Source organism: Xanthomonas protegens (genome assembly GCF_038442435.1).
Classification (GTDB): domain Bacteria; phylum Pseudomonadota; class Gammaproteobacteria; order Xanthomonadales; family Xanthomonadaceae; genus Xanthomonas_A; species Xanthomonas_A sontii.
Genome location: NZ_JAQJCQ010000004.1, coordinates 87,003 through 102,708, shown reverse-complemented (window position 1 = coordinate 102,708; position 15,706 = coordinate 87,003). Strand labels below are relative to the sequence as shown.

The 15,706-nt window shown below is 70.3% G+C and carries 19 protein-coding genes and 1 other RNA gene; 7 read left to right on the top strand and 13 right to left on the bottom strand.

Translation table 11 applies throughout. The features are described 5' to 3' along the window. The first annotated feature begins 6 nt into the window (after positions 1-6). The 4 genes from PIQ37_RS06700 (at position 7) to PIQ37_RS06685 (ending at position 3,481) form a co-directional block, all read left to right on the top strand. Positions 7-669, top strand: coding sequence for a serine/threonine-protein kinase (locus PIQ37_RS06700; protein WP_295841114.1), 663 nt, complete (start codon positions 7-9; stop codon positions 667-669). Between the two features lie 125 nt (positions 670-794). Then, entirely contained in the window at positions 795-1,610 is an 816-nt protein-coding gene (locus PIQ37_RS06695) for an SDR family oxidoreductase (protein ID WP_342072861.1), read from the top strand. Between the two features lie 170 nt (positions 1,611-1,780). Further along, on the top strand, positions 1,781-2,941 hold the full coding sequence (locus tag PIQ37_RS06690) for an ROK family transcriptional regulator (protein ID WP_342072860.1): 1,161 nt from the start codon (positions 1,781-1,783) through the stop codon (positions 2,939-2,941). A 117-nt stretch (positions 2,942-3,058) separates the two neighbouring features. Next, on the top strand, positions 3,059-3,481 hold the full coding sequence (locus PIQ37_RS06685) for a VOC family protein (RefSeq protein WP_342072859.1): 423 nt from the start codon (positions 3,059-3,061) through the stop codon (positions 3,479-3,481). 4 nt (positions 3,482-3,485) lie between these two features. Here PIQ37_RS06685 and PIQ37_RS06680 read toward each other — a convergent pair whose 3' ends face one another. After that, on the bottom strand, positions 3,486-4,355 hold the full coding sequence (locus tag PIQ37_RS06680; RefSeq protein ID WP_342072858.1) for an ion transporter: 870 nt from the start codon (positions 4,353-4,355) through the stop codon (positions 3,486-3,488). Between the two features lie 284 nt (positions 4,356-4,639). Here PIQ37_RS06680 and PIQ37_RS06675 point away from each other — a divergent pair, with 284 nt between their 5' ends. Continuing rightward, complete coding sequence (locus PIQ37_RS06675; RefSeq protein ID WP_342072857.1) at positions 4,640-5,872, top strand: acetylornithine transaminase; 1,233 nt, start codon at positions 4,640-4,642, stop codon at positions 5,870-5,872. Positions 5,873-5,881: 9 nt separating this feature from the next. Here PIQ37_RS06675 and PIQ37_RS06670 read toward each other — a convergent pair whose 3' ends face one another. After that, positions 5,882-6,499, bottom strand: a complete 618-nt coding sequence (locus PIQ37_RS06670; protein WP_342072968.1) for an HAD-IA family hydrolase — start codon at positions 6,497-6,499, stop codon at positions 5,882-5,884. 249 nt (positions 6,500-6,748) lie between these two features. On the opposite strand from PIQ37_RS06670, the gene azu reads away from it, so the two are divergent. Further along, positions 6,749-7,180, top strand: a complete 432-nt coding sequence (azu, locus tag PIQ37_RS06665) for an azurin (RefSeq protein ID WP_407136745.1) — start codon at positions 6,749-6,751, stop codon at positions 7,178-7,180. Positions 7,181-7,208: 28 nt separating this feature from the next. Here the strand turns inward: azu and hemL are convergent, their stop codons facing one another. Both hemL and thiE read right to left on the bottom strand, forming a co-directional pair. After that, positions 7,209-8,501 (bottom strand): glutamate-1-semialdehyde 2,1-aminomutase, encoded by a 1,293-nt coding sequence (gene hemL / locus PIQ37_RS06660; RefSeq protein WP_342072855.1) that lies wholly within the window; start codon positions 8,499-8,501, stop codon positions 7,209-7,211. Between the two features lie 874 nt (positions 8,502-9,375). After that, on the bottom strand, positions 9,376-9,999 hold the full coding sequence (thiE, locus tag PIQ37_RS06655; RefSeq protein ID WP_342072854.1) for a thiamine phosphate synthase: 624 nt from the start codon (positions 9,997-9,999) through the stop codon (positions 9,376-9,378). 14 nt (positions 10,000-10,013) lie between these two features. On the opposite strand from thiE, the gene PIQ37_RS06650 reads away from it, so the two are divergent. Continuing rightward, the gene (locus PIQ37_RS06650) at positions 10,014-10,259 is read left to right on the top strand and encodes a rubredoxin (protein ID WP_242004217.1); all 246 of its coding nucleotides are present in this window, start codon (positions 10,014-10,016) and stop codon (positions 10,257-10,259) included. 189 nt (positions 10,260-10,448) lie between these two features. Here PIQ37_RS06650 and PIQ37_RS06645 read toward each other — a convergent pair whose 3' ends face one another. From PIQ37_RS06645 to PIQ37_RS06605, 9 genes are all read right to left on the bottom strand, one after another. Continuing rightward, on the bottom strand, positions 10,449-11,363 hold the full coding sequence (locus PIQ37_RS06645) for a SirB1 family protein (RefSeq protein WP_407136743.1): 915 nt from the start codon (positions 11,361-11,363) through the stop codon (positions 10,449-10,451). A gap of 50 nt (positions 11,364-11,413) precedes the next feature. Then, on the bottom strand, positions 11,414-11,866 hold the full coding sequence (locus tag PIQ37_RS06640; protein WP_017910443.1) for a DUF192 domain-containing protein: 453 nt from the start codon (positions 11,864-11,866) through the stop codon (positions 11,414-11,416). A 174-nt stretch (positions 11,867-12,040) separates the two neighbouring features. Next, positions 12,041-12,688 (bottom strand): ribose-5-phosphate isomerase RpiA, encoded by a 648-nt coding sequence (rpiA, locus tag PIQ37_RS06635; protein WP_152240005.1) that lies wholly within the window; start codon positions 12,686-12,688, stop codon positions 12,041-12,043. A gap of 100 nt (positions 12,689-12,788) precedes the next feature. Beyond that, positions 12,789-13,259 carry an EVE domain-containing protein gene (locus tag PIQ37_RS06630; RefSeq protein ID WP_017915860.1) on the bottom strand — a complete coding sequence of 157 codons (471 nt, stop codon included), beginning with the start codon at positions 13,257-13,259 and terminating at the stop codon, positions 12,789-12,791. Beyond that, positions 13,256-13,849, bottom strand: a complete 594-nt coding sequence (locus PIQ37_RS06625) for a 5-formyltetrahydrofolate cyclo-ligase (protein ID WP_342072852.1) — start codon at positions 13,847-13,849, stop codon at positions 13,256-13,258. The genes PIQ37_RS06630 and PIQ37_RS06625 overlap by 4 nt, the downstream gene beginning before the upstream one ends. A 79-nt stretch (positions 13,850-13,928) precedes the next feature. Then, positions 13,929-14,708, bottom strand: a complete 780-nt coding sequence (locus tag PIQ37_RS06620; protein WP_342072851.1) for an acyl-CoA thioesterase — start codon at positions 14,706-14,708, stop codon at positions 13,929-13,931. 159 nt (positions 14,709-14,867) lie between these two features. Continuing rightward, positions 14,868-15,052: non-coding RNA, 6S RNA (gene ssrS, locus PIQ37_RS06615), on the bottom strand. A gap of 98 nt (positions 15,053-15,150) precedes the next feature. After that, the gene (locus PIQ37_RS06610; RefSeq protein ID WP_342072850.1) at positions 15,151-15,444 is read right to left on the bottom strand and encodes a cell division protein ZapA; all 294 of its coding nucleotides are present in this window, start codon (positions 15,442-15,444) and stop codon (positions 15,151-15,153) included. Continuing rightward, entirely contained in the window at positions 15,441-15,662 is a 222-nt protein-coding gene (locus PIQ37_RS06605; RefSeq protein ID WP_017910437.1) for a TIGR02449 family protein, read from the bottom strand. The genes PIQ37_RS06610 and PIQ37_RS06605 overlap by 4 nt, the downstream gene beginning before the upstream one ends. Positions 15,663-15,706 lie beyond the last annotated feature (44 nt).

The window sequence follows — 15,706 nt, the reverse complement described above, 5'->3', positions numbered from 1 at the left end:
GGCCGGATGCCTGCCCCCGCTTCCCGCACCGTCCAGATCCTCAAGGCCGACAGCTTCGGCCGCATCCTGCTGCTGGGCGAGGGCGACGCGCGCTTCGTCCGCCGCGACCTCACCGCCTCGCCGTGGTGGCTGCGGCTGCCCGCATGGTGGCTGGCACGGCGCGAGGCGCTCGCCTTGCGGCAGCTGAACGGCATGGCGGCGACGCCGCAGCTGCGCGGCTGGGACGGCACCTTCCTGGACCGCAGCTACCTGGACGGCGCGGCGATGTACCAGCGGCCGCCGCGCGGCGACCTGGCCTATTTCCGCGCTGCGCGGCGCCTGCTGCAACAGGTGCATCGGCGCGGGGTGGCGCACAACGACCTGGCAAAGGAGGCCAACTGGCTGGTGCTGGCCGACGGCAGCCCGGCGCTGATCGATTTCCAGCTGGCCGTGCGCGGCGCGCCGCGTTCGCGCTGGATGCGCCTGCTGGCGCGCGAAGACCTGCGCCATCTGCTCAAGCACAAGCGCATGTACTGCGCGCACGCCCTGACCCCGGTCGAGCGGCGCCTGCTCAAGCGCCATTCCTGGGTGCGCGAACTGTGGTTCGCCAGCGGCAAGCCGGTGTACCGCTTCGTGACCCGGCGCCTGCTCAAGTGGGAAGACAACGAGGGGCAGGGGCCGAAGCCCTGAAGGGCCGGGAGTGGGGATTCGGGATTGGGGATTGGTAACGGCGGATCGCTGCGTCTGCGAGTGCGCTGGCTGGGACGGCAAGGCGCTAAGCTTTGGCGAATCTCCAATCCCGACTCCCCAATCCCGTGACCTTACAAGGTAAAACCCTCTTCATCACCGGCGCCTCGCGCGGCATCGGGCTGGCGATCGCGCTGCGTGCGGCGCGCGATGGCGCCAATGTGGCGATCGCGGCGAAGTCGGCGGTGCCCAATCCCAAGCTGCCCGGCACCATCCACACCGCCGCGGCGGCGGTGGAGGCGGCCGGTGGGCGCGCGCTGGCACTGAAGTGCGACATCCGCGAAGAAGAGCAGGTGCGTGCGGCGGTGGCGGCGACGGTGGAGGCCTTCGGCGGCATCGACATCCTGGTCAACAACGCCAGCGCGATCTGGCTGCGCGGGACGCTGGAGACGCCGATGAAGCGCTTCGACCTGATGCAGCAGGTCAATGCGCGCGGCAGCTTCCTGTGCGCGCAGGCCTGCCTGCCGCACCTGCTGCGCAGCGCCAACCCGCACATCCTGACCCTGGCGCCGCCGCCGTCGCTGGACCCGAAGTGGTGGGCGCCGCATACCGGCTATACGCTGGCGAAGATGGGCATGAGTTTCGTCACCCTCGGCCTGGCCGGCGAGTTCGGCCCGCAGGGCGTTGCCGTCAATGCGCTGTGGCCGCGCACGCTGATCGCCACCGAGGCGCTGAACATGATCCCCGGCGTCGACGCCGGCAACGGCCGCCGCCCGGAGATCATGGCCGACGCCGCGCACGCCGTGCTCACCCGGCCGGCGGCTGGCTTCTACGGCCAGTTCCTGATCGACGACGCGGTGCTGGCCGAGGCCGGGGTGCACGAGTTGTCCGGCTACGCGCTGGATCCGTCGCAGCCGCTGCTGCCGGACCTGTTCCTGGACTGAGACCCGGCATGGCCGTGCGTGCCGTAGCCGCGCGGCCGGGCGTTGCGAGCCGCGATCGCAAGGGCGGCGACGCGTCGCAAAAACGCTCTGTTCCATCCGATCGCGTTCGCTGCCGCAATGACCACGCGCGGCGCGGCTATGCTGCCGGGGTCTTCACGCCACCGCCGCCCATGCCCGCTCCAGTCGCCGTCGCCCTGCCGCGTCTTCCCGAGTCCCGCCACGCCATCCATGCCGATCTCAGCGACAACGAGCGGCACATGCTCGATCGCCTGCGCCTGGCCGGCACCGCCACCCGCGCCGATCTCAGCCGCAGCACCGGGCTGACCGTGCAGTCGGCGGTGCGTCTGGTCGACGCGCTAGCCGAGCGCGGTCTGGTCGCGATCGGTGCCTCGCTGGCGCACGCGGGCCGCGGCAAGCCGGGCGCGGGCATCGCGCTCAATCCCGGCTACGGCCATACCGTCGGCTATGCGATCGCGACCGACGCGCTGTCGCTGGCGTTGCTGGATTTCAGCGGGCAGATCCGCGGCACCGCCGAGCATGCGCTGCGCTCGACCGAGCCGGCCGCACTGCTGGCGCAACTGCGCGAGGCCGACGCGGCGCTGACCGCGGCGGCCGGCGCCGGGCTCGGTCCGCGCCTGGGCGCGGGGGTGGCGATGACCGGCTTCTTCGTCGAGGACGGTGTGCATATGAATCCGCCCGAGCCGCTGCGCGCGCTGGGCGAGCTGTCGATCGGGGACTGGCTGGCCGAGGCGCTGGGCCTGCCGGTGTGGGTGGACAACGACGGCACGGTGGCGGCGGCGGGGGAGAGCCTGCTCGGCATCGGCCGCCAATACCGCGACTTCGCCTATCTGCACTTCAATTACGGCCTGGGCGGCGGCGTGGTGATCGACGGCACCTGCCTGCGCGGCGCGCACGGCAACGCCGGCGAATTCGCCGGCATGCTGCCGCAGCAGGGGCTGGAGCGCGGCACGCTGGAGCTGTTGCGGCAACTGCTGGCCGAAGACGGCATCGCGCTGCCCGACATCCGCGCGCTGCTGGCCGCCTACGATCCGGCGTGGCCGGCGATCGAGCGCTGGATCGCGCGGGTGGCGCCGGGCCTGTCGCTGATCGTGTCGGCGATCGTGGCGATCTTCGATCCGCAGGCGGTGGTGTTCGGCGGGCGCATGCCGCGCGAGCTGGCGACGCGGCTGATTCCGCACGTGCGCATCGACAACCAGCCGCGCCGCGGCCAGGCGCGGCCGTTGCCGCTGCTGCTGCCGGCCGCTGCCACCGCCGATGCCAGCGCGGTGGGCGCGGCGGTGCTGCCGTTGAAGGCCTGCTATTTCCGCTGAACCGGTCCTGCCGCGGCGTCGCCATGCCTGCACGCCGCCAGCGCTACCCTATGCGCCCTTTCCGCGCGCCATTGCGGTACGGCGCGCGTCCCATCCCCCACCCTCGGAGTTGTCACGATGAAATACCTGCACGCCATGATCCGCGTCCACGACCTGGAGAAGACCAGCAAGTTCTTCACCGAAGGGCTGGGCCTGCACGAAACCCGCCGCATTGAGAACGAAGCCGGCAAGTTCACCCTGGTGTACTTCGGCGCGCCGGAGAACCCGGAAGCCGAGGTCGAACTGACCTACAACTGGGGCTCGGACGAGGACTACGGCAGCGCCCGCAACTTCGGCCACCTGGCCTTCGAGGTCGACGACATCTACGCCCTCTGCGCGCACCTGCAGTCGCTCGGCGTGACCATCAACCGTCCGCCGCGCGACGGGCGCATGGCCTTCGTGCGCAGCCCGGACCTGATCTCGATCGAGCTGCTGCAGAAGGGCGAGGCGCTGGCGCCGGCCGAGCCGTGGACGTCGATGCCGAACACGGGCGTCTGGTAAGGGCTCAGGGCACCGTCTCGGGCAACGCCTGGCCGCAGCCCCGGCAATAGCCGGCGTTGCGGTCGTGGCCGTGCAGGCCGCAGTGCGCGCAGGTGCGTCGATCCGGCGCGCGGCTGCGGTCGGCATCGCGCAGGCTGTTGGCCAGTTCCGCGGTGTAGATGCCGGTGGGCACGGCAATGATGCTGTAGCCGATCAGGATCAGCACCGAGGTGATGGCGCGACCCAGCGGGGTGAGCGGGGCGATGTCGCCGAAGCCGACCGTGGCCATCGTCACCACCGCCCAGTACATCGCGGTAGGGATGCTGGTGAAGCCGTTGGCCGGGCCTTCGACCACGTACATCAACGCGCCGAAGATCACCACCAGGGTGATCACCGTGAACAGGAACACGAACACCTTGCGCCGGCTGCGCCACAGCGCATCGACCAGCAGGCTGCTTTCCTCGACGTAGCGGGTCAGCTTGAGGATGCGGAACAGCCGCAGCACCCGCAGCACGCGCACCACCAGCAGGGTCTGCGCGCCGGGCAGCAGAAACGAGATGTAGGTGGGCAGGATCGACAACAGGTCGATCACGCCCCAGAAGCTCAGCGCATAGCGCAGCGGCCGTTTCACCGTGGCCAGGCGCAGCGCGTACTCGGCGGTGAACAGCGCGGTGAAGCCCCACTCCAGCACGTACAGGGTGCTGCCGTGGCGGGTGTGCAGCGCCGGCACGCTGTCGGCCAGGATCACCGCGACGCTGGCCAGGATCGCCGCGACCAGCAACAGGTCGAAGTTGCGCGAAGGCTTGGTGTCGTGCCGGTAGATGATGTCGAACCAGCGGCGCCGCCAGCCGTGCTCGGTCGCCGGGGCGAGCTGGGAATCGAGGAAAAATCGCATGCGCCCATGCTACCCGAGCCGCCTTGCGGTCGCGGGCGCGCACGCCGCGGCAGGCGGCGTCCTGATCGGATGCGACGCGGCTGCTGCAGAACCCCTTGTGGGAGGGGCTTCAGCCCCGACGCCGTAGCGCTGAAGCGTCGGGACTGAAGTCCCTCCCACATGTCGAGCAACGGCGTGGTGGCACAGCAGCCTGCCGCCCCGTCGGTCCAGGCGGCGGCCGGCAGTCCCCGGCCGTGCGCTGCCGGCGGTCTTATAATCGGCGCTTTCCCCGCAGGACTGCCTCGATGACCGCTTCTTCCGCCGCGGAGCTGATCGCCCTCGGCCAACGCTACGCGCTGCCGATCTACCGTCCGCGCCAACTGGTGCTGGAGCGCGGCCAGGGCGCGCGGGTGTGGGACAGCGAGGGGCGCGACTACATCGACCTGTCCGCCGGCATCGCCGTGTGCGGGCTCGGCCACAACGATCCGGACCTGCAGGCGGCGCTGCTCGAACAGGCCGGCAAGCTGTGGCACACCAGCAACGTGTTCTACAGCGAGCCGCCGCTGCGCCTGGTCGAGGAGCTGGTGGTGGCCTCGCGCTTCGCGGAGAAGGCCTACCTGTGCAATTCCGGCGCCGAGGCCAACGAGGCGGCGATCAAGCTGGTGCGCAAGTGGGCCACCGCCCAGGGCCGGCCGCCGCAGCGGCGGGTGATCGTCACCTTCCGCGGCAGCTTCCACGGCCGCACCCTGGCCGCGGTGACCGCCACCGCGCAGCCCAAGTACCAGGAAGGCTACGAGCCGCTGCCCGGCGGTTTCCGCTACGTCGACTTCAACGACATCGTGCAGCTGGAAACGGCGATGGCCGCCGGCGACGTGGCCGCGGTGATGCTGGAGCCTGTGCAGGGCGAGGGCGGGGTGATGCCGGCGGCGCCGGGCTTCCTGGCGCAGGTGCGGGCGCTGTGCGACCACCACGGCGCGCTGCTGGTGCTGGACGAGATCCAGTGCGGCATGGGCCGCACCGGCACCCTGTTCGCGCACTGGCAGGACCAGGTCACCCCCGACATCGTGACCCTGGCCAAGGCGCTGGGCGGCGGCTTCCCGATCGGCGCGCTGCTGGCCGGGCCGAAGGTCGCCGAGACCATGCAGTTCGGCGCGCACGGCACCACCTTCGGCGGCAACCCGCTGGCCGCGGCGGTGGCGCGGGTGGCGCTGCGCAAGCTGGCCTCGACGGCGATCGCCGCCAACGTGTCGCGGCAATCGGCGGCGCTGCGTGCAGGCCTGGCGGCGCTCAACGACGAGTTCGCGTTGTTCTCGCAGGTTCGCGGCCGCGGGCTGATGCTGGGTGCGGTGCTAGCGCCGGCGCATGCCGGACAGGCCGGCGCCATCCTCGATCACGCCGCCGCGCATGGTTTGCTGACCCTGCAGGCGGGTCCGGACGTGCTGCGCTTCGTGCCCGCGCTCAACCTCACCGATGCCGAACTGAGCGAAGGCCTGGTGCGGTTGCGCAGCGCGCTGCGCGCCTACCTCGCTGCGCGCTGAGTCGGCGACTCAGCCCAGGCCGTGCCGCGCCAGCGCGCGGCGCAGGGCGCGCGCGCCGCTGGCGGTTTCCGCGGCCATGCCGATCGCGCGGGCGCCGCGCACGTTGACGAACAGGTCGTCGATGAACAGCGCCTGCCGCGGGGCGACATCGAAGTGCGTCAGCGCGTGCCGATACACCGTCGCGTCCGGCTTGCGCCCGCCCAGGCTGCCGCTGCACAGCACGCGCCCGTGCAGCAGCGGAAACAGCGCGGGCACGATCTGCGGCATCGCCTGCGCCATCAGCGCGCCGTTGTTGGTCAGCACGCCAATGGCCACGCGCTCGGCGAGTGCCAGCACCTGCGCGACCACGCCGGCGTCGGCGCGGCTGGCGGCTACCCGCGCGGCGATCCACGCATCCGCGTCCACCGTGGCGCCCAGGCCCGCACTCAATCGCTGCAGGTAGGCGGCGGTGTCGAGTTCGCCGCCGTCGTAGGCGGTCTCCAGTCCGGAGCCGAACAGCACCTCGCGCACCTGTGCGGCCTCGCAGCGGCAGTGCGCGGCCAGCGCGGCGATGCGGTCGGCACGCGTGTAGCGCGCCAGCACGCCGTCGAAATCGAGCAGCAGCAGCGCCGGCTGCGCGCGGGTCATTGCGGACATGAGGGAGCCTGGGAGAGTGGCGGTTGGCGTGGTGCTGGAGCAGCGAAGCTCACGCCTCTTTGCGGGGTCATCGCCATGCGCCACGGCGGGTGCCGATGATGCAATGCGCCATCGCTTGTCGTTGACAAGCCATCGCGGGCCGGCCGACAGTCGGGGCACGCCGCCGCGCGCGACCTGCCGTGGCGCAGTGTTGTCTTTCTTGCCGAGGAATCCGCCTTGAACACCAAGTTTCCATCCCTGCTGCTCGTCCTTGCCGGCCTCGCGTTCGCGCCTGCCGCCTGGTCCAAGACCTGCGCGGTGACCATCACCGGCACCGACCAGATGTCCTTCGACCAGACCCAGATCAAGGTCGCGGCCGATTGCACCGAGGTGGCGGTGACGCTCAAGCACAGCGGCAAGCTCGCCGCCGCGGTGATGGGCCACAACTGGGTGCTGACCAAGACCCCGGATTTCCAGGCGGTGGCCAATGCCGGCACCAGTTCCAGCCTGGCCGACAACTACCTGCCCAAGAACGATCCGCGGATCATCGCCCACACCAAGGTGATCGGCGCCGGGCAGTCGGACACGGTCAAGTTCTCCACCGCCAAGCTGAGCAAGGGCGGCGACTACACCTTCTTCTGCTCGTTCCCGGGGCACTGGGCGGTGATGAAGGGCAAGTTCGTGTTCGGCTGATCCAGCGCAGCGGCGCGGCGCCGGCATCTCAGCCGGCGGCGACCACCGCGAACGCCTCGCGCGCCGCGGCCAGGGTGGCCTCCAGCACGTCCTGGTCGTGCGCACTGGAGACGAAGCCGGCCTCGTAGGCCGACGGCGCCAGGAACACGCCGCGTTCCAGCATCGCGTGGAAGAAGCGGTTGAACGCGGCGGTATCGCAGGCGGTGGCCTGCGCATAGGTCTCCACCTTCTCGGTGGTGAAGAACAGCCCGAACATCGCCCCGACCTGGTTGGTGGTGACCGCTACGCCGGCCGCCGCCGCGGCGGCTTCCAGGCCGGCGCACAGTTGCGCGGTGGCCGTGTCCAGGCGCTGGTGGAAGCCCGGCTCTTGGATCAGTTCCAGCATCGCCAGCCCCGCGGCCATCGCCACCGGATTGCCGCTGAGCGTGCCGGCCTGGTAGATCGGCCCGGACGGCGCCACCTGCCGCATCAGGTCGGCGCGCCCGCCATAGGCACCCACCGGCATGCCGCCACCGATGATCTTGCCGAAGGTGGTCAGGTCCGGCGTGACCCCGTAGTGCGCCTGCGCGCCGCCCAGGGCGACGCGGAACCCGGTCATCACCTCGTCGAAGATCAGCAGCGCGCCGTGCTGCGTGCACAGGGCGCGCAGGTGCTGCAGATAGCCCGGGCGCGGGGGGATGCAGTTGGCGTTGCCGACGACGGGCTCAATGATGACCGCGGCGATGTCGTGGCCGATCTCCTCGAACAGCGCGGTGGCGCCCTCGGCATCGTTGTAGGCCAGGGTGGCGGTGAGTTCGCTCAAGCCGGCCGGCACGCCCGGCGAGGTCGGCACGCCCAGGGTCAGCATGCCGCTGCCGGCCTTGACCAGAAACGAATCGCCGTGGCCGTGGTAGCAGCCCTCGAACTTGACGATGCGGTTGCGTCCGGTGGCGCCGCGCGCCAGCCGCACCGCCGACAGCGTGGCTTCGGTGCCGGAGTTGACCATGCGCACCATCTCGCAGGACGGCACCAGCCGGGTGATGGTCTGCGCAATCGTCACCTCGGCCGGACACGGCGCGCCGAACGACAGCCCATCGCCGATCGCGCGCTGCACCGCTTCGCGCACCGCCGGATGGTTGTGCCCGGCGATCATCGGCCCCCACGAGCCCACGTAGTCGATGTAGCGGTGGCCGTCGACGTCGTACAGGTACGGGCCATCGGCGCGCTGCACGAAGAACGGCTCGCCGCCCACCGACTTGAAGGCGCGCACCGGCGAATTGACGCCGCCGGGAATCAGCGACTGCGCTTGGGCGAAAAGGGCATGCGAGCGGGAATGGGACATGAGCGGAAATCCTTGGCGATGCTGGCCAGGCCGACCGGCCGGGCGCGGAGCGAGGCCGTCTATTGTCGCGGCTGCTGACGGTGTGCGCCATGTTGCCGATTCGCTGCGGTCGGCGCCGCGCAGTGACAAACCCCTCTCCCATCGGGAGAGGGGTTGGGGTGAGGGGCCGGTGCGAAGCGACGCGCGGTGTTTGGGTGCACGAGGCTGCGCCCGTACCCTCATCCGCCCCTGCGGGGCACCTTCTCCCGAAAAGGGGGCCATGGTCCCGCAGGGAGAAGGAACAGCGCTAGCCCCTCTCCCGTCGGGAGAGGGGTTGGGGTGAGGGTCCGGCGCGGAGCGACGCGCGATGTTTGGGTGCACGAGGCTTCGCCCGCACCCTCATCCGCCCCTGCGGGGCACCTTCTCTCGAGGGGAGAAGGGAAAGGCCAAAGCCCCTCTCCCGTCGGGAGAGGGGTTGGGGTGAGGGTCCGGCGCGAAGCGAAGCGTGATGTTTGGGTGCATGAGGCTGCGCCCGCACCCTCATCCGCCCCTTTGGGGCACCTTCTCCCGGGGGGAGAAGGGAGCGGCTAGCCCCTCTCCCTCCGGGAGAGGGGGCGGGGTGAGGGCCCGGCGCGGAGCGGCGCGCGATGTTTGGGTGCACGAGGCTGCGCCCGTACCCTCATCCACCCCTGCGGGGCCCCTTCCCCCGAGGGGAGAAGGGAGAGGCCAAAGCCCCTCTCCCGTCGGGAGAGGGGTTGGGGTGAGGGTCCGGCGCGAAGCGACGCGCGGTGTTTGGGTGCACGAGGCTGCGCCCGCACCCTCATCCGCCCCTTCGGGGCACCTTCCCCCGAGAAGGGGGCCATGGTCCCGAGGGGAGAAGGGAAGCGCGAGTGCCTCAGTCGAAACACGCCCGGTACGCGGCCAGCGCCGCGCGCGGATCGGGCGCATCGAACACGCCGCTGATCACCGCCAGAAGATCGGCGCCGGCCGCGACCAGCGGACGCGCGTTGTCCGGCGTGAGGCCGCCGATCGCCACGCGCGGCAGGCCCAGCGCCGCCGCATCGCGCAGCAGGTCCGGCGTGGCGCGGCGCGTGGTGACCTTGCTGCGGGTGGGGAAGAATGCGCCGAAGGCGACGTAGCTGGCGCCGGCCGCCGCGGCGTTGCGGGCAAGGTTCAGATCGTCGTAGCAGGACGCTCCGATCAACGCGTGCGGCCCGAGCGCAGCGCGCGCGGCGGCCAGATCGCCATCGTCCTCGCCCAGATGCACGCCGACCGCGCCCACCGCCTGCGCCAGCGCGACGTCGTCGTTGACGAGCAGCGGCACGCCGGCCTGTGCGCAGAGCGATTGCAGCGCCGCGGCCTGCTCGCGCCGCTGCGCCGCGTCGGCGCGCTTGTTGCGGTACTGCAGCCAGGTCACGCCCTGGTCCAGCAGCGGCGCCACCCGCGCCAGCAGGTGCGCGCCGTCGGCTTCGTCGGGGGTGATCAGGTACACGCCGCGCGGCGCCGGGGATGCGTTCATTGCCAAGCCTTCCGATGCGTCGGCGGCGATGGGACAATGCCGTTCCGACTGTGACCTGCGATTATCCAATGAGCGACGCCAGCGCCACCACCTATCGCACCTGGATGTGCGTCGTCTGCGGGTTCATCTACAACGAGGCCGACGGCCTGCCGGAAGAAGGCATCGCCCCCGGCACCCGCTGGGACGACGTGCCCGACACCTGGACCTGCCCGGACTGCGGCGTGACCAAGGACGATTTCGAGATGGTGGAGATGGAGTGAGGGCTGGGATTGGGGAGTCGGGATTGGGGATTCGCAAGAGCGGCGATCCGTAATCTGCAAGCCATCCTGAGCGCCTTCAGCCCGGAAGCCCTCAAGAAAAAAGCCGCGTTGCTTAGCGACGCGTCAGATCACGCCGCAGCCGCTCTTGCGAATCCCCAATCCCCAATCCCCAATCTCGAATCCCCGCCCTCAATGCATCCGCTGCGCGCGCGCGCTCAGTTCCACCAGGCGCTCGCGGATCGGCAATGCGTCGGAGGCTTCGGGGTTCAGTTGCAGGTAACGTCCCAGGTCGCGGCGTGCGCCGGGGACGTAATCCATCTGCAGGTAGGCCATGCCGCGGTCGCGCAGGGCTTCGGGCTGGTCCGGCATCAGCTTGAGCACGCGGTCGGCGCTGCGTGCGGCGCGGTCCCACTCGTCGCGTTCGGCATACAGGCCATGCAGGTTGCGCAGGACCCGGGCGAGGATCGCGCGGTGCGGCGCCGGATCCAGGATCTGCAACAGGGCGCGGTCGTCCGGGCTTTCGCCGCCCATGTGCGGCCGCGCGCGCTCGCGCAGTTCCTCCACCGCCAGCGGACGCCCGCCGTTGAACGGGTCCATCACCAGCAGGCCGTCGTCCACCGGCAGGCGCACCAGGAAATGCCCGGGGAAGGACACGCCGTCGAGCGGGATGTCCAGGCGCCGCGCCACGTCCATCTGCACCAGCGCCAGCGAGATCGGGTTGCCCAGGCGCCGCTCGAACACCTGATTCATGTAGCTGTTGCGCGGGTCGTAATACTCGTCGTGGTTGCCGCTATAGCCCAGTTCTTCGAACAGGTGGCGATTGATCGCCGCCATCTTCAGCGGCCACTGCTCGATCATCGCCACCTCGTGCCGCAGGTGGTCGGCGTGGCTCTGCGCCAGGGTGTCGTAATGGGCGGCATCCAGTTCCGGATACTCGTCGCGGGCGATCAGCAGGGCGGTCGCCAGCAGCGGCAGGGCATCGTCGTCCAGCGCGGCCAGGGTATTCCAGCTCGGCAATGTCAATCGGGCGGCCATGGCCCAAGACTGGCGGCAAAGCCGGGCCCGATCAAGTCCGGCCGTTCCCGACAGCGGTGTCGGGTTCAGCGCCGTGGCGACGAGGCGTTTTCCCGACCCCGGCCGGGGCTGCGGGCGGCTCAGTGGCCCTGCGGAATGCCGGGGCCGAAGCGCAGTTCGGTGCCGTCCTGCAGCTTCAACTGCTCGGCCTGGCCGGCGTTGAGTTCGAGCACGTAGCGCGCCGGCGCGTTGCTGGGGTAGGGCGGGCAGGCGTCGCCGGCCGAGCACGGCGGCACGTCGCGCTGCTGCGCCACCAGCTTGCGCTGGTTGTCGAAGTACAGGATGTCCAGCGGGATCTTGGTGTTCTTCATCCAGTACGCCTGCGGTTCTTCGCGGTCGTGGATGAACAGCATGCCGTGGTCGGTTTCCATCTGGTCGCGGAACATCAGCCCGCGCGCGCGGGTCGCGTCGTTCTGCGCCAGCTCCACTTCGTAGCGATGTCCGCCCAGTTCCACCCAATGGTCCCCGCCGGCGCTGGCGCAGCCGCTGAGGGCGAGCAGGAGAAGGACGCAGAGCGCGCGGAAAAGGGACATGGGCGGACCAGGGCAGGGAGGACAGCGCGCACCTTGTTGCAAGGTGCGCGACGAGTCAAGAGAGCGGGGATTGGGGATTGGGGATTCGGGATTGGGGATTCGTAAAAGCTGGGATCCCCGCCGTTGCGAATCCCCAATCCCAAATCCCCAATCCCGCGCGCGCGCCAGCGCGCGTCAAAAGACGCGCGGCGGCTCGCCACCGACGATCACCACATCGGCCGGGCGGCGCGCGAACAGGCCGACGCAGACCACGCCCGGGATCTGGTTCAGTTCGCGCTCGAGCGCCACCGGGTCGGTAATCGACAGGTGGTGCACGTCCAGCACCACGTTGCCGTTGTCGGTGATCACGCCGTCGCGCCAGACCGGCTGGCCGCCGGTGCGCGCCAGGATCTCGCGGGCGACCAGGCTGCGCGCCATCGGGATCACTTCGATCGGCAGCGGGAACGCGCCCAGGGTCTGCACCTGCTTGCTCGGGTCGATGATGCAGATGAAGCGCTCGCTGGCCTCGGCGATGATCTTCTCGCGGGTCAGCGCGGCGCCGCCGCCCTTGATCAGGCACTTGTTCGGATCGCACTCGTCGGCGCCGTCCACGTACAGCGACAGGTTGCCGGTGTGGTTCAGCTCCAGCACCTCGATGCCGTGCTGGCGCAGGCGCGCGGTGCTCTGCTCGGAACTGGACACCGCACCCTTGATGCGGTGGCCGATGCGGCCGAGCGCGTCGATGAAATAGGCGACGGTGGAGCCGGTGCCGACGCCGACGATCATCCCGTCCTGGACGTAGTCGATGGCTTTCTCGGCGGCAAGACGTTTGGCTTCTGACATGGGAAGAGCTCGGGAGTGGGGATTCGGGATTGGGGATTCGTGAAAAGCGGGTCGGCGGATGGGACCGGGCGAATCCCCAATCCCCACTCCCGAATCCCGGCTATTCGAGAGAAAGCAGCAGCTTCCACTGCGCGGCGCTGACCGGGAACACCGACAGGCGGTTGCCGCGGGCGACCAGCGGGAAGCCCTCGCCCAGCGCGTCGGCGTGCTGCTTGATCTCGTCCAGGGCGATGGTGCGCGCCAGCTTGCGCTCGAACGCCACGTCCACCAGGTACCAGCGCGGTTGCTCCGGGGTGGCTTTGGGGTCGTGGTAGTCGGAGGACGGGTCGAACTGGGTGGCGTCGGGATAGGCCTGGCTGGCCACGCGCGCCACGCCGACGATGCCCGGCACCTTGCAGTTGGAGTGGTAGAACAGGATGCCGTCGCCGACCTTCATGCCGTCGCGCATGAAGTTGCGCGCCTGGTAGTTGCGCACGCCGTTCCAGGGTTCGGTGCCGACCCGCTGCAGGTCGTCGATCGAGAAGGCGTCCGGTTCGGACTTCATCAGCCAATAGCGGGTGCGTGCGGTCATGCGGGGGAATCGTGCGCGGTCGACAGGGTGAGGGATTCGGTGCAGACCGCGTCCAGCGCCACGTCCCAGGCCGCGAGCGGCAAGGCCGCGACCTGCTGTGCGTCGAAGGCGGCCCCGACCAGCCAGGGCGGCGGCGCCTGCCGCTGGCGGAAAGCGAAGCTGCGATCATACCAGCCGCCCCCCATGCCCAGGCGGCCGCCGGCGGCATCGAAGCCGACCAGCGGCGTCACCACCAGCGCCATCTGTGCCGGCGCCAGGGTCGTGGCCGGGTCGACGTCGGGCTCGGGAATGCCGTAGCGGTTGGCGCGCAGCGGCTGCCCGGGGCGCCACGGCGCGAAGCGCAGGGTATCGCCGCTGAGCATCGGCAGGCAGTACTGCACCGCCTCGGGCAACGACAGTTGCCAGCGGTGCAGCGCGATCTCCCCGTCCATCGCCCAGTAGCCGCCGACATGGCCCTGCTGCGGCGCGAACGGCAGGTCCAGCAATCGCTGCGCCAGCGCGTCGGCGGCGGCCAGGCGCACGGGCGCGGAGAGCGCGCGGCGGCGCGCGCGCAGGTCCTGGCGCAGGGAGTCGCGGTCGTCGGCAGTCATCGGGCAGGCGTGGCGAAAGAGGGCGCTATTGTCGGCGTCGGCGCGCGCACTGACCAGCAGGCGCGCGCCGCTGCGGCGATCACGCGTACAGCGCCACCGTCTGCCGGCCCCACAGCACCAGCCGCCCGGCCGTATCCCAGATCTGCATGTCCTGCAGCGAGTAGCCGTCCTCGGCATGGCGGCTGGCCGAGCGCAGCAGGAACCAGTCGCCGACGCTGGCCGGTTGCGGGAAGTCCAGGCTCCAGGTCATCGAACTGACCGGTGCCGGCTCGGTGAAGCAGGTCATCGCCGCCGGCGGCAGGCAGTCGCCCAGCGCGACCAGGGCCACGCTCGGGTCCACGCCGCCGGCGTGGCGATGGCGCGCCCACACCAGCAATTCCGGGTCGGCCGCGGCGGACAGTGGCAGCGCGCCGCCGGCCAGGCGCATGTCGAAGTTGGCGACGAAGGCCGGGGTCGCGGCGCTGTCGGCGATCAGCGTCGCTTCGTCGGGACCGACGACCGCCGGCCGCGCCGGCAGGAAGTCATGGGCGATGCGGCTGGGCCGCGGCTGCGCGAACAGCAAGGCCGCGCGCAGGGCGACCTGTCCGTCGGCGATGCAATCGACGCCCACCGAGGTGGCGGACTTGCCCTGGCGCAGCACCTGCGCATCGAAGCGCAGGATGCCGTCGGCGGGGCCGATGAACCCGATGTGCGCCGACTTCAGCGGCGGCAACGCGGACGGTGCCGTGCGCAGCGCGGTCTGCAGCGCCAGCGCCGCGGACAGTCCGCCGAAGGCGGTGCGGCCTTGCCGCCAACTGGCGGGGACGTCGAATCCCGCGGCGGGGTCGAAACGGTCGAGGATCTGGGCGAGCGTCGGCAATCCGGGATCTCCGTGGTGGGGAGACCAGTATCCTGGGTTTCGGCCGGTGCGAGAACGCGTGGTGCCCGTCATGCGCCGGCGACGACGGCGTGGTGAAGGCGCACGTTGCGGACGCACAAAAGGAAACGGCGCCTTGCGGCGCCGCTTCCTGGAAAAATTGCATTCTCCGCCGTGACGATGCGTGCGAAACGACCTTGAACCCGGGGTTCAAGTGGGATGGCTGGAGAATCATCGGGCTTCCCGCTACGAGGCGGACCTGCACTCCCGATTCCGTCGCCACCCCGTGGTCGTCATTAAGGGACAAGGCGAATGTTTGCACACGCTGTCGTTCACAGCAGAGAACGCAAGTGGAGTATAGCGCCGTGATCGCGCTTGGCTAGTCCGTTCGTTGGTCCTTCGGTACGTTGCAATTCACGTTGATGATCGCGGCGCCACGTGCGGATCAGCGCGTCGTATCGACCACGCTGTCCAGGCGCCGATTGAGATCGGCGAGTGTGCGCACCATCTCGCGTTCGTGCTTGGCCTGTTCGTCGCGCAGTTGCTGCAACTCGTGCGCCAGGTTCAGTGCCGCGAGGACGGCGACGCGGTCCACCGCGGCCATGCGGTTGCTGCCGCGCACCTCGCGCATCTTCGCGTCGAGCAGGCGCGCGGCGGCGAGCAGGCCGTCGCGTTCTTCGGCCTCGACGCCGACGGTGTATTCGCGGTCGAGGATGCGGACGCTGACCGGCTCGCTCACGTGTGCTGCTCCAGGGACTTCAGCCGGGCGATCATCGCTTCCACGCGCGAACGCGCCTGTTCGTTCTTGGTCAGCAACTGCGAGCGCTCGCCGATCAGGTGTTCCTGCTGCTGGCGCAGGCTGCGGTTCTCGTCGGACAGGCGCTGGCAGCGCTCGACCAGCGTTTCCACGCGTGCGGCAAGGGCGCGAAGCTCGGCGAGGGCGTCAGGGCTGTCCATGGCGCTCACGATAGGCATGCGCCCGAGGGGCGGTCAAGACGCCG